This is a genomic window from Pseudochelatococcus contaminans, from assembly GCF_014195635.1.
Lineage (GTDB): Bacteria > Pseudomonadota > Alphaproteobacteria > Rhizobiales > Beijerinckiaceae > Pseudochelatococcus > Pseudochelatococcus contaminans.
In genome coordinates, this window is record NZ_JACICC010000003.1 from 344,065 (window position 1) to 365,860 (window position 21,796).

Consider the following 21,796-nt stretch of genomic DNA (forward strand, 5'->3'; position numbering starts at 1 on the left):
CTGAGTCGGTCTTCACCGCCGATTCCGCTTTCACGCCGGTCCGCACTCCAGATGGCTCCCCTGCCGTTGATGATTGCGGGTTGGCTATAGGTGCGTTGGCCGTCCGGCGCAAGGATGCGTGTTGATCGGCAGCGGCAAAAGCGCCGGTCTGCGACGAGGTGCCGCTCGCCGCATTTCTATGGAGAACCGCCTTCACAGACCGCTTGTGTCCCGGGCCGTCCTGCGTTATAGGGACGGGAATTCACTTTCAGTTTCGATAGTCGTCAAGGGTCGCCTGTTTCATGGCTGGCCTCGACAGAGACTTTATCCGAGGACCGCGCCATGCCGAAGCAAGATATCCACCCTGACTACCACTTCATCCAAGTCGTGATGACGGACGGCTCCAAGTACGTCACCCGCTCGACCTACGGCAAGCCAAACGGCACGCTGAACCTCGATATCGACCCGACCAGCCACCCGGCATGGACGGGCGGTTCGCAGCAGCTTCTCGACCGTGGCGGTCGCGTGTCGCGCTTCAAGAACAAGTTCGCTGGCATCAGCTTCGGCCAGAAGTAAGTCGCCTGATACGATCGGGGCCTCCGCAGTTATCGTGCTTCTGGCGCTCCGATATGTTCAGCCTTGCAGCGAAAACAATAAAGCCGGTTCCCGCGTAGGAGCCGGCTTTGTCGTTTGCTGTGGGAATAGATGATCCATCAGAAACGCTCTGCGGCGCGTGATTGACGCAGGTGCAGATTGCGCGCTCCCTCATCGTCTTGGGCGAAAGTTTCTATGGAATCGGCTGAAAAAATGCTAGAGCGTTCTCAAGCGAAGTTGATGGCGCTTTTCGTGAATAAAGCGCGTAAAAACAATAGGATAGAGCGTATCTGTGTTTCAGCGAGATGCCGAAATGCTCTAGAGCAACCTGCGTTCGGGGAGATCCGTCGAATGGAACGCAAGTGACGGTAAAATATAGGGTTTAGAGTGCGGGGCATTGTGTTCCGCTGCAACGTTTTGCCTTCTGCCGCGCAACGTTGAATCAGTCAGTAACGTCAAACAGGTTTTGCCCCGCACGCCACCGGGCGTATCGGGCGGACAGGAGTGCGCATGCCGGACGACCGTTATTTCCTCTCCTTATCCTGCCGCAATCGCCCGGGAATCGTCGCCGCGGTCGCGCGGTGCCTGTTCGAGGCCGGTGGGAACATTCAGGAAGCGCACCAGCACGACGATATCGAAACCGGCATGTTCTTTGCCCGCATCGGCTTCAATTTCGTCAACGGCGATGATCTGGAAACGTTGCGGACCCGATTTGCCGATGTCGCCGCGTCGTTTGACATGAACTGGACCATGCGATCAGTGTCGCAGCCGCTGCGTGTGCTGGTTCTGGTGTCGCGTTTCGACCATTGCCTGTCGGATATTCTGTATCGCTGGCGCATTGGCGAGTTGAACATGTCCATTGCCGGCATTGTCGCGAATTATCCGCGCGAGACGTATCCGCATCATGATTTCAATGGCACGCCTTTCGATTACCTGCCTGTTACACGCGAGAACAAGGCAGAGCAGGAAGAAAAGCTTTGGAGCATTATCGAGGAGCGGCAGGTCGATCTGGTGATACTGGCCCGCTACATGCAGGTTCTCTCGCCGGAGCTGGCGCGGCGGCTGGAAGGGCGCTGCATTAACATCCATCACTCGTTCTTGCCCGGCTTCAAGGGGGCCAAGCCCTATCACCAGGCGCATGAGCGCGGGGTGAAGCTGATCGGCGCAACGGCACACTATGTCACCAGCGATCTCGATGAAGGTCCGATCATCGAACAGGACGTGGAGCGGGTGACGCATCACGATACGCCGGAAACACTGGTGCGCAAGGGCCGCGATATCGAGCGTCGCGTGCTGGCGCGTGCCCTGGCGTGGCATCTCGACGGCCGGGTTTTGCTGAATGGCCGGAAGACCGTGGTATTCAAGGACTGATATCCGTCAGCCGATAACGAGATATCCCAAGTCCGTTACTTGATTTCAACGTGCGTGCAATGCGATGGATCGATTGGCACGCCAACCGCCCCAGCGGAAGGACCGAGCTTATGAGCGCCAAGATCATCGACGGCAAGGCCATCGCCGAGAACCTGCGCAATACCATTGCGGCTGAAGTCGCCGATATCGCTGCCCGCACCGGCGCGCAACCGGGGCTTGCCGTTGTGCTCGTCGGCAACGATCCCGCCAGCGAGGTCTATGTCGGATCGAAAGCGCGCCAGACGGTTGCGGTTGGCATGCGTTCGTTTGAACACCGGCTTCCAGCCGACGTGCCGGAAGCCGAATTGCTGGCACTGGTGGCGCGTCTCAACGCTGATGACGCCGTGGACGGCATTCTCGTGCAACTGCCGCTGCCGGCGCACATAAACACTGATCGCGTCATCGAGGCCATTGATCCGGCCAAGGATGTCGACGGTTTTCATCCGGTCAACGCCGGCCGCCTGTTGATCGGTCTGCCGACGCTCGTTGCCTGCACACCGCTTGGTTCGCTGTTGCTGCTGCAGAGCGTTCATCAGGATTTTTCCGGTCTGTCCGCCGTGGTGGTCGGGCGCTCCAACATCGTTGGTAAGCCGGTGGCGCAGCTTTTGTTACAGCATAATGCCACGGTCACCATCGCCCACTCGCGCACCCGTGACTTGCCCGCGGTTGTCCGCGCGGCAGACATCGTGGTTGCGGCTGTCGGGCGCCCCGAACTGGTTCGTGGTGAATGGATCAAGAGCGGCGCGACAGTCATCGATGTCGGCATCAACCGTTTGCCGCAGGAGCCAGGCGCGGCGAAGGGTCGTCTTGTCGGCGACGTAGCATTCGATGAAGCCGTGAAGGTTGCAGGGGCCATTACCCCCGTTCCCGGCGGCGTCGGGCCGATGACCATCGCGTGTCTGCTGCGCAATACGCTTCAGGCATTCCGCGCGCGGCGTTTCGGCGAATAAGAGCTACCGCTTAGAGTATAGCCTCAATGAAAAAGGACCGGGAAATCCCGGTCCTTGAAGTAATCACGGGCTATATGGCCCAATTTGAAGCGTCCATCAGCGCGAGAGGGTAACCGGCGCTCCCGATTTGGCCAGCACGCCATTGAAGTTCCCGCCGCCGCCACGCATCCGCGCCACGACATTGCCGCGCGCATACAGATAGACCTCGTTCCCACGAAGATCCCACGCGTTGACGCTTTGCAGATCCTGCGAGGAGCAGCCGCTGGAAGACGCCTTATAAAGATCGAGTGACGGCGAACTGGACAACACCACCCGGCACGAACCGCCTGCGGCTTCGCTCGCCCGCCAGCTTCCCGTTACCGATGTCCGTGTCGGGGCAACGGCCGGGGGCGGCGCTGCCGGAGGCGCACTGGTGGACGGAAGCGACGCCACCTGTCCCGGTGTCGTCTGCCCGAGCGCAGCGTTGGGATCTTGTCCGGGGAAGGAGCCCGGCGTCGCTGTCGCTTCCGGAAGCGTTGCCTCGGGCGCGACAACTGTGCCCGGCGCAGGCGGGAGAGGGGAGGCGATGACCGAGGCGGAAGGGGCGTTGGGCGCAACAGGAACGATATCGTCAACGGGCGCGGAAATCACGCGCGGCGAACCATAACCACCGGCGGAGCCATAGTGGCTGCCGGGGGAAAGGCGAGCCGAACTCGCGCATGCGGCCAGCAAGAGAACGGGCACAACGGCCACTGCCATTTTGACGGCAGGCTTGGCCCGTGCGCGCATAAAAGTCCAGCCGGCAGTGTTGACGACAGTATTGCCAACGGGGGCAAATTTTTCATCGCTCCCTGTTGATCGGATTCCGTGGGCCATCATCGATTCCTCACCAAAACGCGCATGTCAGAAAGAGCAGGCATCAACCGGCCCGCTCTAGCCGCGCAACATGTTGTGCCACGAACGTTAACGAAACAGGAGAAAAATCTGTTCCGCCCAAGCCAGCTGAATCAAAGATGGCGCATTCCTGCAACAGAATGCGCCATCTCTTGAAACAATGGACGGAAACAGACGCCGCTTCGGATCACACCTGTCGAGCGACCATCATCTGCTTGATTTCAGCAATGGCCTTGGCCGGGTTAAGTCCCTTCGGGCAGGCATTGGCGCAGTTCATGATCGTGTGGCAGCGATAAAGACGGAACGGATCCTCAAGATCGTCGAGCCGGTCGCCGGTCGACTCATCGCGGCTGTCGATCAGCCAGCGATAGGCCTGAAGCAGTGCTGCCGGTCCCAGATAGCGGTCGCCGTTCCACCAGTAGCTCGGGCAGGACGTGGAGCAGCAGGCGCACAGGATGCACTCATAAAGGCCATCGAGCTTCTGCCGGTCCTCGTGGCTCTGACGCCATTCCTTTTCCGGAGCGGGCGTCACCGTGTGCAGCCAGGGCTCCACGGACGCATGCTGCGCATAGAAGCGGGTCAGATCAGGCACGAGATCCTTCACCACCGGCATGTGCGGCAGCGGGTAGATGTTGACGATGCCGTTCTTCTCGACCTCGTTGATACCCCGCGTGCAGGCGAGGGTATTCGAGCCCGAGATGTTCATGGCGCACGAACCACAGATACCTTCGCGGCACGAGCGGCGGAAGGTGAGGGTGGCGTCGACGTTGTTCTTGATCCAGATCAGCGCATCCAGCACCATCGGACCGCAATCGTCACGGTCGACATGATAACTATCGATGCGCGGGTTGTTACCCGTATCCGGATCGTAGCGGTAAATGTTGAACAGCGTGGTCCGCGTGGCGCCCTGCGGGGCAGGCCAGACCTTGCCCGACTGCACCCGGGAGTTTTTCGGAAGCCTGAACTCAGCCATTGTCTTTACTCTCCGCTGGGCTGCGCCTTTCGACGCGCCTCAGTAAAAACGAGGTCCGCAAGAGCGCCTCAATCCTATAAGCGTCAGTAAACACGCGCCTTGGGCTCGATATACTGAATCTCATTCGACATCGTGTAGGTATGAACCGGACGATAATCGAGCGTTACCTTCTGTGAATGCGTATCGAGCCACGACAGCGTGTGCTTCATCCAGGTCTGGTCATCGCGATCCGGATAATCCTCACGTGCATGGGCGCCGCGGCTTTCAAGACGGTTGGCCGCGCTTTCCATCGTCACCACTGCCTGAGTGATGAGGTTGTCGAACTCCAGCGTCTCGACGAGGTCCGAGTTCCAGATCAGTGAACGATCGGTCACGCGGACATCGGCTGCCGATGTCCACACGTCGTGAATGAGCTTCACGCCTTCGGCCAGCACCTCACCCGTGCGGAACACGGCGCAGTTGGACTGCATCGTGCGCTGCATGTCGAGACGCAAATGCGCCGTTGGCGTTCCGCCCGATGCGTGACGGAAGCGATCGAGGCGCGACAACGCCAGATCGGCCGAGTCTTTCGGCAGCTCCGGCTGCTTTTCACCCGCCCTGACAATCTCCGCCGCGCGCAAACCTGCGGCGCGGCCAAACACCACGAGGTCGATGAGCGAGTTCGAGCCAAGGCGGTTGGCGCCATGCACCGACACGCAGGCGGCCTCGCCAAGCGCCATCAGGCCAGGCACCACCGAATCGGGGTCGCCGCCGCGCTTGGTCAAAACCTCGCCGTGATAGTTGGTCGGGATGCCGCCCATGTTGTAATGAACGGTCGGCAGAACCGGGATCGGTTCCTTGGTGACATCGACGCCGGCAAAGATGTGCGCCGATTCGGAAATGCCGGGCAGACGCTCTGCCAGGATCGCCGGATCGAGGTGATCGAGGTGGAGGTAGATGTGGTCTTTGTTCTTGCCCACACCCCGGCCTTCGCGAATCTCGATGGTCATCGAACGCGATACGACGTCGCGCGATGCAAGATCCTTGGCTGACGGCGCATAACGCTCCATGAAGCGCTCGCCCTCGGAGTTGGTGAGATAGCCGCCTTCGCCGCGCGCACCTTCGGTGATCAGACAGCCCGCGCCATAAATGCCCGTGGGATGGAACTGCACAAACTCCATATCCTGCAGCGGCAGACCTGCCCGCAGGATCATGGCGTTGCCATCGCCCGTGCAAGTATGCGCGGACGTGGCGGAGAAGTAAGCGCGGCCATAACCGCCGGTCGCGAGGATGACGAGCTGAGAGCGGAAACGATGAATGGTGCCGTCGTCAAGCTTCAGCGCCACGACACCACGGCAACGGCCTTCCTCGTCCATGATCAGGTCGATGGCGAAATATTCGATGAAGAACTCGGTGCTGTTCTTTACCGCCTGGCCATAAAGCGTGTGCAACATCGCGTGGCCGGTACGGTCGGCGGCGGCGCAGGTGCGCTGGGCAGTGCCCTTGCCGAAATGCGTCGTCATGCCGCCGAACGGACGCTGGTAGATCTTGCCTTCCTCGGTACGCGAGAACGGCACGCCCCAATGCTCCAGCTCATAAACCGCAGCAGGCGCGTTGCGCACCAGATACTCGATAGCGTCCTGATCGCCGAGCCAGTCCGACCCCTTGACGGTGTCGTACATATGCCATTGCCACTTGTCCTCGCCCATGTTGCCGAGCGAAGCGGATATACCGCCCTGTGCCGCCACCGTATGCGAGCGGGTGGGGAACACCTTCGTAACGCAAGCCGTGCGCAGGCCCGCCTGCGAGCAGCCAACCGTGGCGCGAAGACCCGCGCCGCCGGCGCCCACAACCACGACGTCAAAGGTGTGGTCGGTGATCGGATAGGCGCTGCCGGTCGCGGCGGGAGAGGAATGCGTGGCCATCTTTATACCCCGAACGAAATCTTGAGAACGGCAAACACCGCAGCAACTGCCACCACAACCGTGAACAGGATATTGGCGATAACCGCCGCAACCTTCAGACCCTCATGATGGATGTAATCCTCAATGACGATCTGCACCCCGAGCTTGCCGTGGACAGCGCCAGTGACGACGAACAGCAGCAGCAGGATGGCGACAAACGGGTTCGCGATGAGCGCCCGGGCGGATTCATAATCGCGCGTCGATGCGCAGATCACGATGGCGACGAAAGCCAGCGCCAACGGCACCATCGCAACGGCGGTCACCCGCTGCCGCCAGAAATGTTCGGTGCCGGACTTTGCCGACCCCAGCCCCCGCACACCCTTGGCCGGCGTGCGAATGGAGAAATGAAACTGACTCATAGCAAGCTTCTCCCGTGTCCCGGTTTCCCGTTCCCTTGGTCCCCGTTCAGCCGACGCTCAGGCCGATGACCCAGATGACGATGGTGAGGATGCCGGATGCGATCAGCGTGCCGCGCGCAAGACCCATGCGCGACTTGTAATCGAAGCCGTAACCGAGATCCCAGACGAAATGCCGGATGCCGCCGGCCATATGATGCAGCAGCGCCCACGTGTAGCCGAAGAGGACAACGCGGCCGATGACCGACCCGAACACGTCCTGGGCGATGGCATAGGCCGCCGGCCCCGCCGCAAGCGAAACGAGCCAGTAAGCCAGCAGCAACGTACCCGCATAGAGAGCAATGCCGGTGGCACGGTGAATCACTGACATGGCCATCGTCCATGTCAGGCTGTAGATCTGCAAGTGAGGCGACAGCGGGCGTTCCGCCGGTCGCGCAGGACTTTTCGCCTCGGCCATGGTCGTCGATCTCCTCCGTGGTTGCCGGGTCCGCAACGCCGATCCCCTGATGGAACAACGCCGGTTGGCCGACACAAATCCGATAGTCTAGAGCTACTCGAAGTTGCAAAGCTTCGTATCTAATCCATCGTCTCTTAGCAACGGAATGCAACAGATCGCCGGTGACAAATTATGAGAATTGTCATTCGCCATTTTTCGCGCGTGGCGTTCGCCGGCGTGCTTCAGGCTTTTTTGCCGCGCTTGTTCGGGCCTCGGCTCCCTGCTGCCAGCAGGGCGGTGAGCGCTTCTGCGATGCCGGATCCTTCTCCGGCGAGCCGCACTGTTTTGAGGCGCGATGTGTGCCCGGACACGAGATCTGCGGCGGAGGCCGGTACGCCTGTCGCTTTCGCCAGCAGCTTGAGCAGCGCCTGATTGGCGGCGCCATCCTCGGGCACACTTCTCACGCGCGCCAATAGCACCGAGCGCCCATCGGAGAGTTCGCCGATTCCATCAATAGCGTCGCGTCCGCCTTTCGGTGTCAGGCGAACGGAAATCGTGACGCCATCATTATCGATGCGCCACGGCAATTCGTTCCCTTCCGTCTGCGGCATGCGAATCAGGGCAGGGCGGGACGGAGGTAGCGCTCGATGAAGCTTTGCAGGAAGAACACCAGCAGCAGCAGAATCACTGGAGAAATATCGATGCCGCCGAGATTAGGCAGCACGTTCCTGATTGGTCTCAGGACAGGCTCCGTTGCCTGATACAGAAAGTTCACGACGGAGTGGACGAAGCGATTGCGGGTGTTCACGACGTCGAAAGCGATCAGCCAGCTGAAGATGGCGCTGGCAATGATGATATAGGTGTAGAGATTCAGCGCGAGCTGAATGACGTCGAGGACCGATTGCATATCGTCTCCTGAAACCCGAATACCGAGAGGCGGGAAATTCTGTCGCTCTTATATAACGAGCATCGCCCGCGAGAGCCAGAGGGGAAGAGCGCATTCCCCGATCGGCCTCCTGCTTAGCGGGAATGCTCCTTCATCGTCAGTGGAAAAGAGGGTAGCGGAAATTCTCCTGGCGGTGATGCGCGGGCAATTGACACTGCATGGGCGGAGTCCTAAAAGCCACTCCATCGGGGCTGTAGCTCAGTTGGGAGAGCGCTGCAATCGCACTGCAGAGGTCGTGAGTTCGAATCTCATCAGCTCCACCAATCACTTCCATTCCGCTGGCGTTTTTAATTTCAACAGGCACCGTATTCAACGGTACGGCGGTTGAGCGGCGAGCATGCTGGCCATCTGATTATCCTCCGACCCACCTGGACGCAAAGCCGAATCAGCTGTCCGGCCATAGCTTGTCACGCTGCCCGAACGGCCTCGCAAGCTCATTGAACTTGGCGGGCGTTCCTTGCTGTTCAAGATCCGGAAGAAGGTTGCGTGACAGAAGACGGGTGATTGTCACTCACCCTTGCGGCGTTTTTCGCGTTACGGAAGCGGAATGCCGGGACTGTCAGGATGAGCAGGGACCCAACAATCAGCCCAATTCCTGTCCAGCCTTGGGCGGGCAGGCGTTCGCCAACGATCAGCACGGCGAGTATAGCTGCCACCACAGGTTCCAGCAGTGTCAGTGTGGTTGCCATGGTGGCTGAAATGCTCGCCAGTCCGTAGCCGAACAGGAGATAGGCGATCACCATCGGCACCAGAACCATGTAGAGGCCAACCGCGACGTTGGACCAGCTCGCCATCAGCGGCGCTCCGGTCAGCAGGAGGACGGGCAGCAGCAGGACGCCGCCGCTGCCGAACATGGCTCCCATCGTCGCCCGGGAGGGCAGGCCGGACAGCATCAGACGGCGTGCGATCCATGAATAATAAGCATATGAGAGACCGGCGCCGACGCCGAGTATGATTCCATAAAATGTGTCCGCGCTTTCAGTGCCGCTTGTCGCCGCGGCGGTGGATGCCTCCCCCAGGCAGAGCAGTGTCGCGCCGGCGAGCCCGACGATCACCCCCAGAAGCCACCGCAGCGTGAGGCGTTGGCCGTCGAACAGCCACTCGATCAGCGAGGCCGCCAGTGGTGCGGAGCCGAGGGAGACCACGGAGCCGATGGCGACGCCGGCATAATGCATGGACGAGTAGAAAGTCAGCGGATAAATCGCGACCGCTACTGCACCCAACGCCAGCAGACGCCATCGTTTGGCGATTATATGGCCATGCTTCAGCATTGGTCCGAGCGCCGTCAGGCACAGGATGATGCCCCCCAGCCCCATCGTGACTGCTCCGATGCCCAAAGGGCTGACGCCGGTGGCAAATGTCGCCGTTGTTCCGGTCGTTCCCCACAATACCGAGGCGATGAGGACGCAGATGCCCCCGATCTGCGATGAGCGCTGCATGGTCATGCCCTGTCGATGATCGAGATGGCGATCTGGCGCGCTGTCGCAAGTCGCGCGTCATGGCCCTCAAGTCCGGCCCGCGCCATCGCGCCTTCGAGCAGGAAGGAGAGATGCTCGGCGGTTTTATCGATTGAGGCGGCGCCATCTGGATCGCGCTCTCTCGGGGTCAGCTCAAGAAGGTATTGCCTGAACAGGCTTTCGACTTCCTCTTTCTGGGAAATGACGATAGCGCGCGCCGGCTCGCCGACCGGAAGCTCCGCGGCAGCGTTGAGCAGACCGCATCCACGGAAACCCCAGGCAAAGGAGCATCCGGCGTGATCGACATATGAGTCAAATACCGCGAGTATCTTGTCCCGTGGCGTCTGTGCTTGCTCAAGTCGTTGCTTGCACAGATCCTGCCATTCGGCGTTGCGGGCATGGACGTAAGCGCTCACGAGATCTGCCTTCGATGAGAAGTTGTTATAGAGACTCATTCGGGCAACCCCGGCATGATTGATGATGGCGTCTATGCCGGTGGCGCTGACACCGTCGCGATAAAACAATTCGGACGCTGCTTTCAGCAGGCGCTCCCGTGCAGGCGCTTTATCGGACATCTTTGGCTTCCCCCAGCATTATGTATAGACCGATCTACCTATTGACTGGATTTGTCAAGCTTCCAGGGGAGTTGATGGCGGTGGCAAGATGCGCCGAAGCGCCGTTTGTGGCGGGGCGTGCCAAATATTGGATATTTTTGCGATGTTTTCGCCGGCAAAAGCCTTTTAGCGTCATTTGTGCAACATCGAGTTAGAATTGATCGCATAATGACAGATATGTCTTTTACGGGGCTTGTGTCGTGGCGACGAATAAATCATGGTCTGCGACATAAGTTGCGTTTCCATCGGTGGACTCTTGATCGAGGGTCGTGGGCGCAATTCCAGCTTTCCCTGCAAGTCCATGCTTGCACGCGATTTTTTGTCACGATTGATATGCTTCGGAGAGTGATGATTATGAATATTGTGAAAAGCCTTCTCTTGGGCTCAGCCGCCGGTTTCGTTGCAATTTCTGGCGCCCAGGCAGCGGATCTGCCGATTGCCAAGGCCGATCCGGTAGAATACGTCCGCGTTTGCTCCACGGAAGGTGCCGGCTTCTTCTACGTCCCCGGTACGGATTCCTGCATCCGCATCGGCGGCCGTGTCCGCGCCGAGTTCGGCTACAGCCAGCCGCAGAACACCGCTGGTGTTTATGCGACAGGCAATGGCCGCCGTCAGGACGCCACCGGCTTCCGCGCCCGCGGCCGTCTGGACGTCGACGTCCGCACGCCCAGCGATTACGGCACGGTTCGCACGTTCATCCGCTTCCAGATCGACAAGAACTCCGGTGGCCTGTTCGGCACGGACAACGGCGCTCTGCTTGACCGTGCATTCATCCAGTTCGCTGGTATCACCGCTGGTCGCGCGCAGTCGTTCTTCGACTTCTACGCCAACGACCTGAACTACGGCGGCAGCCTCGGTTCGGATACGAACACCAACCTGTTCGCCTACACGGCAACGTTTGGTTCGGGCTTCTCGGCCTCGCTGTCGCTTGAAGACCGCAACAACCGCAACGTCAACGGCACCGTGTATGACGTCGCCGGTCAGCGTCTGCCCGACGTTGTTGCCAACCTGAAGATCGATCAGGATTGGGGTTCGGCACAGCTCTCGGGTGCCCTGCACCAGCTCAACTCCGCAACCGTGTATCTCCCGTGGGCAGGCCAGTACCCGACGTGGGGCCAGCGCGTTGACACGACCTACGGCTTCGCCGTTCAGGCCGGTGCCAAGTTCAACATCTCGCAGCTCGGCAAGGGTGACGTTCTGTGGTTGCAGGCTGCTTATGCAGACGGCGCTCTGGGCTATCTCGGTCTCGGCAGCCAGACCATCGGCCGTGTGAACTCCATCGCCGCTGACGGTGTCATCTCCAACGGCGACATCAAGAAGACCAAGGGCTGGAACGTTCTGGCCGCTGGCGTCCACTACTGGACCCCTGGTCTGCGTTCGACCCTCTGGGGTTCGTACACCGACGTGAACTACAGCTCGGCCGTGAAGTGGGACAACAGCGCCTACCGCGACTTCAACCTGTTGCAGGCCGGTACGGCTCTGATCTGGTCGCCGGTTCGTCAGTTCGACATCGGTGTGGAAGTTCTGTACCGTCGTCTCGAAAACAACCGCAACTGGGCTGATCTGACCACGCCGTACTACATCAAGCGTTCGGAAGACCAGTTCCAGACCCGTCTGCGCGTTCAGCGCGACTTCTGATCGGACACCCGGCATCTTTGCCGTCGCTATCCTGAAAAGCCCCGGTGCTTCCGCACCGGGGCTTTTCTTATGCGCCTGGCATGATCAATCTGGTGGAGTGACCCCCGCTGAGAGTTGATCACGATGGATGAAGCGAAATGAAGCGGGCCAAGTGAGAATAGTCGTACTTAAAGTCGTAAGATTCAGGTGTCTGTTGTTGGCAAAGCGAATCATCACTGTATCGGTAGCGGGTTATGCAACTCAAGCGGAGCAGCCCGGCAGGGCCATCGCGCGCTCTGGCAGGCGATTACTCGGACGTCTGCCGTTTCTGATGACCGCCTGGCAGCTTGTTGTAGAACGGCGTGCAGAATCTGGCGCGTTTAACTGGCTATACCTGCTCCGACTCGCATAACCTTGGTCTGAAACCGTCCAGCATCGGTTTGCATGCGGGGAGGGGCTCTGCCAAAGTGCGGGCACCTGTTCCATGCAGATCAGCTTGTATCCTTGTGAGAGCTTGCATCCTAGGGAGAGTAAGAGCACCATCCGGCGGTTGTTCTTGTTTAGGCTGTCGAATGACCAAGGCTCCGCTGAACGATCAAGTGACCAAGCCATCCCGGCGAACTGCTGTTGTGGTTGAGGGGTATCCGCGCCTTTCGGATACGTCCGTCGCGCAGGAGCTGCTGGCGCTGCAAAAACGTGGCGTGCCATTCGAAGTCTGGTCGCTGCGTCGCGGCTTGGAGGAGGGTGCGCACCCCGTTTACCGAACTGTGTCCGCACCCGTTGTTCGGTTGCCAGGACGTCTGCTTCGCGCGCCGTTCCGGGCGGTGTCAGGATTGCTGGCTGTATCTGGATTGCCCGGCTTTCCGGCCGCTGTCCGGCAGTTTCGCCGGGACTTTGCCCGTGACCGCTCGCTGGCCCGAATGCGCATGTTCGGACAGGCACTCGTGATGGCAAATGAGCTGCCGGCCGATATTGGACACATACATGCCCATCGGCTGGATGCCCCGTCGTCTGTCGCGCGTTATGCGGCGACGCTGCGGGGGATAACGTGGAGCTTTTCCGCGCATGGAGGTGACATCTGGCGCATTCCGGACTGGGAGCAGCGTGAGAAGCTGGCGGACGCGCTCTGGGGCGTGGCCGGCACCAAGGAGGGCAGGGACCATCTGGCGGAGCGTGCGCCTTATCGCGAGCACGTTGCGCTTGCTTATCATGGGCTCGATCTGGGGCACATTCCCGCGCCGCTTCCACCGTCAGGACGGAATGGCTCCAACCCGGCCGATCCGGTGCGCATTGTGTCAGTGGGCAGTGCGGTGGCGAGGAAGGGGTACGATGATTTGCTATCCGCGCTTGCAGCGCTGCCGAAAGACCTTCACTGGCGTTTTGTGCACATTGGAGACGGCGCACAGCTTGATGCGTTGAAGGCGCAGGCCGCGCGCGAGGAACTTGCTGACAAAGTGACGTTTCTTGGTGCGCGTTCCCAACCGGATGTTCTGGCCCTTATCCGCGAGGCGGATTTATTCGTGTTGCCCAGCAAAGCCGGGGAGGGCGGTGACCGTGATGGTTTGCCCACCGCGCTGATGGAAGCCGCGAGTCAGGGACTGGGAATCATCGCAACGCGCTTTGCGGCGATTCCGGAATTCATCGCTGACGGGCACGAGGGTATTCTGGTCCCACCGGGCCGGCGGGACATACTGGCGCTGGCCATAGAAAGCCTGGTGCGTAACCCGGCGCGGCGGGCGGTGCTGGGGTTTGCCGCTGCGGATCGCTTGCGTGAGGATTTCACGTCGGATGCGGGCATCGACGTCGTCGAGGCGCGGCTGAGGGCGGCTTTGGGGTTGGCAAGATCGTTCGTCCCGGTGCAGCGCGACCCGGTGCCATAAAACAGTTGGATAAAGCATGAAAAAAGACGGCGGCGCATATGAGCGCCGCCGTCCTGATAATCTAGCAGTACCTGATGGAGAAGGTTCTTCAGACAACCGCGTTGCCCGGGCGCGACTTCAGCGACAGGGCCACGGCAATGAACGACCAACCTTCGAAAATGAGTTCGATGGCAAGGATCAGGCCGATCAGATAAACCGTGTCTGCAGGCCAGCGCGCGGCGATGATCAGGCCCACGACCAGCGCCAGCACGCCAGCGGCGACAAGCCAGCCCCAGCCGGCGCGGGGGCGCGAGGCAAAGCCGGTCCAGATGCGCAGGATGCCGGCGACGATCAGCGAGATGGCGAGCACGAACGTCAGCGCCACCGAGGCCAGCAGAGGGTTATAGAACGCCAGAAAACCCGCGATGGCATAGAAGACGCCGCTCAGCAGCCAGATGAAAAAGCTGCCCCATTCCTTGACCTGAAAGGCGTGCACGATCTGCACGACACCCGCCACGATGATGAGCGCGCCGATGTAGTAAACGGTCGCGATGGTCGCCACCAACAGATTACCGAGGGCGATGACGCCCAGAACGATCAGCACGATCCCCAGCAGAAGAAACCATATCCACTTGGAGCGCACTTCTTCCCCAAGTGCATTGATGTTTCTAACGCCGCCGGGGCCGCCCTGGCCCTGTCCAACCGAATTCGCCATGATGTTTTCCTTCTTGTTCCAGACTGGAATGGCCTGGCCACATGATATTCACCAGAAACTCTGATGCTGCCACTCGACAGCTTGGACGCGAAGTGTAACCGCAAGTTGTCATGCTGCAAAGCAGCAAAGTTTAATTATGAATTTTTACAAATCCTTATCGGCAATGCGCGTGCGCCGCAGCATTGGACTGTTTCAGGTGTCTAGCTTACCGGCCCTTGACTCGCGGACGTCATGGGTACATATATGGTCCATGCGCCCGGTGGGGCGCCTTTTGGTGTTCAGGTCGCGTGAGCGGTGCCCAATGGCCCGTCCTGCCGGACACGTTGTCTTCAGGAACAGCCCGGATCACGCGGGGCTTCCATCACCCCGCGATAGCTGCCCCTTTAAGATAGCGGGCGGCAACGTCGCTTCATGCGAAAGAACTGACTTTGACTTCATTTACTGACCTCGGTCTTGCCGCCCCGATCCTTTCGGCGCTGGCAGCCGAAGGATACGAAAAGCCGACTCCTATTCAGGAACAGGCAATTCCTTACCTGTTGAAGGGTGAGGATCTTCTAGGCATCGCCCAGACCGGCACCGGCAAGACGGCGGCGTTCGCGTTGCCGATTATCGACCGCCTGTCGCGGGATCGCAAGCCTGCCCCCCGCCATGGGTGCCGCGCGCTGGTGCTCAGCCCCACACGCGAACTGGCCAGCCAGATCGCCGAGAGCTTCCGTTCCTACGCCCGCAACCTGAAGCTTCGCGTCGCCGTTGTGTTCGGCGGTGTGTCGGCTCGGCCGCAGGCGCAGGAACTGGCGCGCGGCGTTGACATTCTGGTTGCGACTCCCGGCCGTCTGCTCGACCATCTCGACGGGCGTGCGGTGATGCTCGACCATGTCGAGGTCTTCGTGCTCGACGAGGCCGACCAGATGCTGGACATGGGCTTCATCCACGCCATTCGCCGCGTTGTGCCGCGCCTGCCCAAGGTGCGCCAGAACCTGTTCTTCTCCGCGACGATGCCGAAGGAAATCGGTATGCTGGCGGGTGAACTGCTGCGCAACCCGGTCGAGGTTTCGGTGACGCCGGTTGCCACGACCGCCGAGCGCATTGCGCAAAAGGTGATTTTCGTGGAAACGGCTCGCAAGCGCGGCTTGCTTGTGGAGCTTCTGCGCGACGACGTTATGGGCCGTACGCTCGTGTTCAGCCGCACCAAGCATGGCGCGGATCGCATCGTGCGCAATCTCGAAGATTCGGGCATTCCGGCTGCTGCCATTCACGGCAACAAGAGCCAGGGCCAGCGCGAAAAGGCTTTGGCCGATTTCCGTGCCGGTCGGCGGAAGATCCTCGTCGCGACCGATATCGCCGCGCGCGGCATCGATGTCGACGGTGTGACGCATGTCGTGAACTACGACCTGCCGAACGTGCCGGAATCCTACGTTCACCGCATTGGCCGCACGGCCCGTGCTGGTGCTGACGGTTCGGCGATTTCGTTCTGTGACGCCGAGGAGCGCCCCTACCTGCGCGACATCGAGAAGATAACGCGCCAGAGCATTCCCAGCGAAGACCGCCGTCTGCCGGCGACTGTCGCGGCGGAAGCACAGGCTCGCCCCGCAGCAAAGCAGGGCAAGCCGGGCGGGCGCGGACCGGGCAAACCGGGCAGCAAGCCTGCGGGCAAGCCCGCAGCGGGTGCGGGACGTGGCGATGCGCCCGGCCGCGGTCGTCAGCGTTTCTCCAGCTCCGAGCAGGGGCAGGGCCGTGGCTCCGCGGGAGGTTTCGGTGCGCGCCGAAACAGCCGTGGACAGGGCGGGCAGGATCGGGCCGCCGGTGACGGTATGTCCGGGGTGGCCTTCATGAAGCCGGCTCGCGGGCGCTGATCCGCTGGATACTTTGAATATTGCAAGGGCGCCCTAAAAGGGCGCCCTTCGCATATGTGTTGGCCACATATTCCCCTCGTGCCGCAGACATCGTAAGCAAGGGCATCATTGCCGGCGGGGGGATCATGGACAGAGGCGAGTCGGATAAGGCCGGGGCACCGGCATCGCAACCCGCAGACGCCATCGGCCTCCCGGTTCTGGCGGCTGTCGTGGCCATCGCATTTGTTGCCATGCTGCCGTATTTCTATGGCTACCGGCTGTCCGGCGACGACATCTGGTTTTTGACGCTGGCGATCGAAGGCCGCGACGCGATCATCAGTAACGCTATTCACGTGGCGCAAGAGCAGGGGCGCATCGGGCAGGTATTGATGGTGCCGCTCAACGTGCTGGGCTCCGTGATTGCTGGGGACGCGGCCGGGCGTATCGGTATTCTGGTGGCATATACGGCCCAGTTGATGCTGTTCGCTGTATTCGTCGCGCAATTGCTGCGGCGATCCTCCGCCGCCCAACAGGTATGGCCATTCCTGTTCCTCCTACTCGTGGCGCTGCATCCGCTGGCTTTCTCGTTTATGCCGCCCAACGCCTATCCGTTGCAGAATACGATTCCTTTCATCGTCATTCTTCTGGCGCGCCTGGCGATGCTACGCCTGCGGCGTGCGCGGGCGCCGTGCCGGTTGTGCGTGGCGCTGGCGCAGGCCGCGTTTGCGCTTGGCATGTTCGTGAGCGAATTTGCCGTCGCATTCGGAACCGCGCTGCTGATAGCGGAATATCTGGCGCGTTACGGGTGGGCGCGGGCCGAGGGGCGCAGTGGCAGCTCGGGCGCGATTCGCGTTGCCTTCGCGCCGCATTTCCTTGTTTCGGACGCTGCGGCCGCGCTGGCCGTGCTGGTGCCGTACGTGGTTTTTCGGTGGATGTTTCCCGGCACTTATGAAGGGAACTCCATCGGCGGGGTGTCCGATCCTGCGCGCGTTATCATAACCGTGTTCGGGCATGTGCGGGATGGAACGGCTTTCCCGCGCCTTGGGGGAGGGCTGCGGTCGGCATCGCCGGGCGATCTGGTGATCGCGCTCATGCTCGGCCTTGCCGTCGCGGTGGCGTTGTACCGAACATCCGCGCCGGTGTTGAGCCTTGCCGCACCGGGCTGGACGCTGATTGTGAGCCTGATGCTCGCGGCCTATGTGACGCTGCCGGTGGCGGTCAGCGCCAAGTATCAGTCCGCCTGCGTCGAATGGGGCGCATGCGGTTATCTCGACAGCCGCATGTCGTATCTCGCCGTGACGGTGGCGTTGATGGCTGCCGTTGCTGCCGGCTGGCGGCTTTGCGGGCAGGCTCGTGACCGGCGGCGTTTTCTGATCGGCGCGTGTGCGGCACTGGGAGTGATGGCTGCATTGGTGTCGATCTACAACGCCGGTAAGGCGCGGGATATGCGGCATGTGCATGAGGTGTGGCTGCGCGCGGATGCGCTGGTCTGTGCCGGCCCAATACCGCCCGACGGCATGGAGGCGTGGGTGCAGCAGGTCGATCCATCGGGGTTTGTCGTCGTCAATCCGCCGAATCAGGTAGCCGATTTCTGGCGCGTGTATGCCCCGTGGCGGGCGCAGAGAATTTGCCAATAGGTGCTTTGCATCGGCGCACAAGCGCTGCTCTTAGGGCGGTGCGGTCGCGATTGCGTATTCCATCGAGGCTTGTGGATTCCGAGCGCCGAGGGTGCTGGAAACGAGCGCCGAAGCCTGCTATCCAATGGCCCATGAAAGAATTGACAAGACCCGTTCTGACGCCGCCCGGAGGGCACCGCAAGGTGCTGCTTCATTCGTGCTGCGCGCCTTGCTCCGGCGAGGTGATGGAGGCCATGCTGGCTTCCGGGATCGATTACACGATCTATTTTTACAATCCGAACATCCATCCCAAGCGCGAGTATCTGCTGCGCAAGGATGAGAACATCCGCTTTGCTGAAAAGCATGGCGTGCCGTTCGTGGATGCGGATTACGACCGTGACAACTGGTTTGCCCGCGCCAAGGGCATGGAATTCGAGCCGGAGCGCGGCGTGCGATGCACCATGTGCTTCGACATGCGATTCGAGCGCACGGCGCTTTACGCCCATGAGAACGATTTTCCGGTGATGACCAGCTCGCTGGGCATCTCGCGCTGGAAGAACATGGCCCAGATCAACGATTGCGGCCACCGCGCGGCTTCGCCCTATGAAGGGCTGGCCTACTGGGATTTCAACTGGCGCAAGGGTGGTGGAGCCGCCCGCATGATCGAAATCAGCAAGCGCGAAGAGTTCTATCAGCAGGAATATTGCGGCTGCGTCTATTCCCTGCGCGATACGAACGAGCATCGCGAGCGGCAGGGGCGGGAGCGGGTCGTGCTCGGGCAGAACTATTATACGGCCGACGAAAACGAGAAAAACGGCTGATAACGCTCTCAGGAGATTCTTATACTGACGCACCTGACGATATTGCAGAAAAAAGGCTGTTCCCATGCTTATCTAAAGCACGGAAACAGCCTGTTTTTTGTTGGGTTGCTTGTGTTGCCGAATGTCAGGTCTTGCTGTCGTCCGTGAACGGGCGCCCGTCTGCGGCCAGCAGGTTTCCGCGATCTGTCGGATGCCACGGTTCTGCTTCGAATGGTCTTGGCGGTATGAAACCGCGTGCTCGCAGTTGCTGTAGAATGACCATGTTCAGCTGACTGGTAACGGACGTCGATTCCTGAATATTGCCAACGAAGCAGAACATGTCGAACCGGATCTTGTTGTCGGTGAATTCGACAAGGTACGCATTTGGCTCCGGCTGCTTCAGAACTGACGGGTGATTGCGTGCGCAATCCATCATGATCTGGCGGACTTCGTTTTCGTCGGAATTGTAGGCTACGCCAATCGATATCGTGATGCGCCCCATCTTGCCCGCGTGAAGACGGTTCTTCACCACGCCGGAGACAAGATTCGAATTGGGAATGATTACGGAGGATCTGTCGAACGTTTCGATCTCTGTAGCGCGGACGTTGATGCGCCGGACGTAACCTTGTTCCGAACCGACGACAACCCAATCTCCCACCCGCACCGGGCGCTCCCACAGCAGGATCAGGCCGGATACGAAGTTGTTGACGATGGACTGCAAGCCAAAACCCACGCCGACGGATAGCGCGCCAGCCACCAGCGAAATGCGGCTCAGGCTGACGCCGAGCTGTGTGCAGGCGAGGGCGATGGCGATGAAGAAGCCGATATAACCGACGGCCGTGCGGATGGAGTTGCGGATGCCGGCGTCAAAGCCGGTCGTGGGCAGCAATTTGTTTTCCAGCCAGCGCTGCAACGCATGGGTGATGATGCTCACCACTGCGAAAGTCAGAATGGCGCTTGCGATGCCGATAGGGGAGATGGATATTTCGCCGATGGTGAAGCCGGTCCGGATGGCCTGAACCGGCGCGTAAAGATCGTCCTTTTCCATTCCCCATGGTGCGATGATGAGAAGAATGGCAATAATCAGCAGCACGATGTTGATGGCGCCAGCCGTCAGGACGCTCAATTGCTCGACGGAGCGGCGGCGCAGACCAATATTCGTTTGCAGGAACAGTGAAGCCTTCGATTCGCGGGCAGGCAGTTTCTCCACCAGCTCTTCCGTGAAGACGCGGAGCAGGAAGTAGAAGCCGATGACCGTGAGAATCCAGATGACCTGGCTGACGATGAACGAGGCGAAGGCGATGTAGCCCGTCGTGACCGCGCAGACGATGGCCAGCACAGCCAGCCAGCCGACGATGGCGGCGATGCCCCTGTAGTCCCCTTCCGCGGGGACGTAGGGGCCGAAGTCGTTCGTTTCAGGCTTTTCGCTGTGCTTCATGCCGCGCAGCGCCCAGACCAGAATGCCGGCGACCACCAGCGCCCACAGCCCGTCGATCAACACCACAAGCGACAGGGCAGCGCCCACGGCGGCGACCGTCGATTGCAGCAGCGTGCCGCCGAGAATCGCCAACGTGCCAACACTGGTGACGCGCGACAAATGACGCGCGGTTTCGTCATCCACCTCAAGCAACCGCCACGCGCCCAGCTCCGGCGCAAAGAGCGCGTCTGAAAGCGCCCGCATGAAAATGATGAACACGATGCTGAACAGAAACCACGAAATCACCGGCGCAATACGGCCACCGAGAAGATTCTCCGAATCCAGTGCGAGGTAGAACACCAGATTTGCACCGGCCACGGGAATTGTGCGGCCCAGCATGAGGCCAAGTGCCTTCACAACTTTTTGCAGCCGGGAGGGGCTGGTGTTGGAGGGGTCGCGCCATGTGAGGCGCGGCAGAATGCGCAGCCTGACCCAATGCAGGACGATGCCGACGAGGAACGCGCCGAATATGTAGGTGAGGCCGCCGCCCTCGAAGCGCTGCTTTACATCTGCCGCCCAGTTGCCGAACGCTCTCTGAACGGCGGCCATGTCGCCCGGCAGGGCATCGCCCGCCAGTTTCCACAGCGTGGGACTCCAGATGCTCATGCTGCGCGCGAACAGGGAACTGGTGAAGGCCGTGCGGCGCAGATCGCTGATGCGCGTCGATAGTTGATTCGCGTGCACCATCAACGTTTCAGCCAGTTTCACTCCGGCGTTGAGTTCCGCGAGGGTGGCGCTGGTTTCCGCCCGCTCGTTGATGATGGTCTGGCTTTCTGCCGGAGCGCCTTCCTCGGGCTTGGCGCCCAACTGTTCAAGCTGCGCATTCAACGCCTGCGCGCGGGGCGTCAACTCGCCGATGATGGTGACGATCTCGGTGGCCAACTCGTCGATGCTGTGGCGCATCTGGGACAGATCGGCATCTTGCTGGTTGCCGGCCTCAAGCCGCTTGTCCATGTCTCCAAGCGAGATGTTAATCGCGTTGAGGCGCTCCATTTGCGGCAGCGGAGCGGTGGCCGCCATCGCTGCTGCAAGACTGGCCCAGACAAACAGCACGAACCCGATCAGAAGCAGGCAATATCGCGGGAGGCTGAGCGCAGTGTAAGGCATAGCTGAAGATTATCCCTGCAAATCCGTGGCCGGATCAGTGAAATTCTGCCGCAACGATAAATCAAATTATCCCGAAGGCCTACCGTCGCACGCCATCTTTTGCATGAATCAGTTTTCGTTCAACTCAGGCGATGATGTGAACGTCAGTGCCACGGAAACGTAGTGTTTTATAATGTGGCATAATTTGTCGCGATTTGACGATGCGTCACTATAACCGACATCACCCTGGCGCTGTACTTGAC

19 protein-coding genes and 1 tRNA gene are annotated in these 21,796 nt (G+C 60.5%); 9 read left to right on the plus strand and 11 right to left on the minus strand.

Annotated features, from left to right (window positions below; translation table 11 throughout):
• The first annotated feature begins 321 nt into the window (after positions 1–321).
• The 3 genes from rpmE to folD all read left to right on the plus strand — a co-directional run bounded on the left by rpmE (position 322) and on the right by folD (position 2,933).
• Entirely contained in the window at positions 322–555 is a 234-nt protein-coding gene (gene rpmE / locus FHS81_RS08040; protein ID WP_183751714.1) for a 50S ribosomal protein L31, read from the plus strand.
• 528 nt (positions 556–1,083) lie between these two features.
• Positions 1,084–1,944 carry a formyltetrahydrofolate deformylase gene (gene purU / locus FHS81_RS08045; RefSeq protein ID WP_183751716.1) on the plus strand — a complete coding sequence of 287 codons (861 nt, stop codon included), beginning with the start codon at positions 1,084–1,086 and terminating at the stop codon, positions 1,942–1,944.
• A gap of 110 nt (positions 1,945–2,054) precedes the next feature.
• A complete protein-coding gene (folD, locus tag FHS81_RS08050) occupies positions 2,055–2,933 on the plus strand; it encodes a bifunctional methylenetetrahydrofolate dehydrogenase/methenyltetrahydrofolate cyclohydrolase FolD (RefSeq protein ID WP_183751718.1) in 879 nt (292 codons plus the stop codon).
• A 96-nt stretch (positions 2,934–3,029) separates the two neighbouring features.
• On the opposite strand, the gene FHS81_RS19175 is transcribed toward folD, so the two are convergent.
• The 7 genes from FHS81_RS19175 to FHS81_RS08085 form a co-directional block, all read right to left on the minus strand.
• Complete coding sequence (locus FHS81_RS19175; RefSeq protein ID WP_210281591.1) at positions 3,030–3,671, minus strand: AprI/Inh family metalloprotease inhibitor; 642 nt, start codon at positions 3,669–3,671, stop codon at positions 3,030–3,032.
• 322 nt (positions 3,672–3,993) lie between these two features.
• The gene (locus FHS81_RS08060; protein ID WP_183751721.1) at positions 3,994–4,779 is read right to left on the minus strand and encodes a succinate dehydrogenase iron-sulfur subunit; all 786 of its coding nucleotides are present in this window, start codon (positions 4,777–4,779) and stop codon (positions 3,994–3,996) included.
• Between the two features lie 83 nt (positions 4,780–4,862).
• Positions 4,863–6,683: a succinate dehydrogenase flavoprotein subunit gene (gene sdhA, locus FHS81_RS08065; protein ID WP_183751722.1), complete on the minus strand. Its 1,821-nt coding sequence runs from the start codon at positions 6,681–6,683 to the stop codon at positions 4,863–4,865.
• Positions 6,684–6,685: 2 nt separating this feature from the next.
• Positions 6,686–7,081 (minus strand): succinate dehydrogenase, hydrophobic membrane anchor protein, encoded by a 396-nt coding sequence (gene sdhD / locus FHS81_RS08070; RefSeq protein ID WP_183751723.1) that lies wholly within the window; start codon positions 7,079–7,081, stop codon positions 6,686–6,688.
• A gap of 46 nt (positions 7,082–7,127) precedes the next feature.
• A complete protein-coding gene (sdhC, locus tag FHS81_RS08075; RefSeq protein ID WP_183751724.1) occupies positions 7,128–7,535 on the minus strand; it encodes a succinate dehydrogenase, cytochrome b556 subunit in 408 nt (135 codons plus the stop codon).
• Between the two features lie 221 nt (positions 7,536–7,756).
• Complete coding sequence (locus tag FHS81_RS08080) at positions 7,757–8,125, minus strand: DUF167 family protein (RefSeq protein ID WP_183751725.1); 369 nt, start codon at positions 8,123–8,125, stop codon at positions 7,757–7,759.
• A gap of 5 nt (positions 8,126–8,130) precedes the next feature.
• Positions 8,131–8,421 carry a YggT family protein gene (locus FHS81_RS08085; RefSeq protein ID WP_183751727.1) on the minus strand — a complete coding sequence of 97 codons (291 nt, stop codon included), beginning with the start codon at positions 8,419–8,421 and terminating at the stop codon, positions 8,131–8,133.
• Between the two features lie 226 nt (positions 8,422–8,647).
• On the opposite strand from FHS81_RS08085, the gene FHS81_RS08090 reads away from it, so the two are divergent.
• Positions 8,648–8,723 (plus strand) — tRNA-Ala (locus FHS81_RS08090).
• Positions 8,724–8,924: 201 nt separating this feature from the next.
• Here FHS81_RS08090 and FHS81_RS08095 read toward each other — a convergent pair.
• The gene (locus tag FHS81_RS08095; protein ID WP_210281592.1) at positions 8,925–9,899 is read right to left on the minus strand and encodes a DMT family transporter; all 975 of its coding nucleotides are present in this window, start codon (positions 9,897–9,899) and stop codon (positions 8,925–8,927) included.
• 2 nt (positions 9,900–9,901) lie between these two features.
• Entirely contained in the window at positions 9,902–10,492 is a 591-nt protein-coding gene (locus tag FHS81_RS08100; RefSeq protein WP_183751731.1) for a TetR/AcrR family transcriptional regulator, read from the minus strand.
• A 393-nt stretch (positions 10,493–10,885) separates the two neighbouring features.
• On the opposite strand from FHS81_RS08100, the gene FHS81_RS08105 reads away from it, so the two are divergent.
• Positions 10,886–12,169, plus strand: coding sequence for a porin (locus tag FHS81_RS08105; protein ID WP_183751733.1), 1,284 nt, complete (start codon positions 10,886–10,888; stop codon positions 12,167–12,169).
• A gap of 551 nt (positions 12,170–12,720) precedes the next feature.
• Entirely contained in the window at positions 12,721–14,028 is a 1,308-nt protein-coding gene (locus FHS81_RS08110; RefSeq protein ID WP_183751735.1) for a glycosyltransferase family 4 protein, read from the plus strand.
• 88 nt (positions 14,029–14,116) lie between these two features.
• On the opposite strand, the gene FHS81_RS08115 is transcribed toward FHS81_RS08110, so the two are convergent.
• Positions 14,117–14,722 carry an HdeD family acid-resistance protein gene (locus tag FHS81_RS08115; RefSeq protein WP_183751737.1) on the minus strand — a complete coding sequence of 202 codons (606 nt, stop codon included), beginning with the start codon at positions 14,720–14,722 and terminating at the stop codon, positions 14,117–14,119.
• A 428-nt stretch (positions 14,723–15,150) separates the two neighbouring features.
• Here FHS81_RS08115 and FHS81_RS08120 point away from each other — a divergent pair, with 428 nt between their 5' ends.
• The 3 genes from FHS81_RS08120 to FHS81_RS08130 all read left to right on the plus strand — a co-directional run bounded on the left by FHS81_RS08120 (position 15,151) and on the right by FHS81_RS08130 (position 18,991).
• Entirely contained in the window at positions 15,151–16,575 is a 1,425-nt protein-coding gene (locus FHS81_RS08120) for a DEAD/DEAH box helicase (protein WP_183751739.1), read from the plus strand.
• Positions 16,576–16,700: 125 nt separating this feature from the next.
• On the plus strand, positions 16,701–18,191 hold the full coding sequence (locus tag FHS81_RS08125; RefSeq protein WP_183751741.1) for a hypothetical protein: 1,491 nt from the start codon (positions 16,701–16,703) through the stop codon (positions 18,189–18,191).
• A gap of 131 nt (positions 18,192–18,322) precedes the next feature.
• Positions 18,323–18,991 (plus strand): epoxyqueuosine reductase QueH, encoded by a 669-nt coding sequence (locus FHS81_RS08130; protein ID WP_183751743.1) that lies wholly within the window; start codon positions 18,323–18,325, stop codon positions 18,989–18,991.
• A gap of 124 nt (positions 18,992–19,115) precedes the next feature.
• Here the strand turns inward: FHS81_RS08130 and FHS81_RS08135 are convergent, their stop codons facing one another.
• The gene (locus tag FHS81_RS08135; protein ID WP_183751745.1) at positions 19,116–21,554 is read right to left on the minus strand and encodes a DUF3772 domain-containing protein; all 2,439 of its coding nucleotides are present in this window, start codon (positions 21,552–21,554) and stop codon (positions 19,116–19,118) included.
• Between the last annotated feature and the right edge of the window lie 242 nt (positions 21,555–21,796).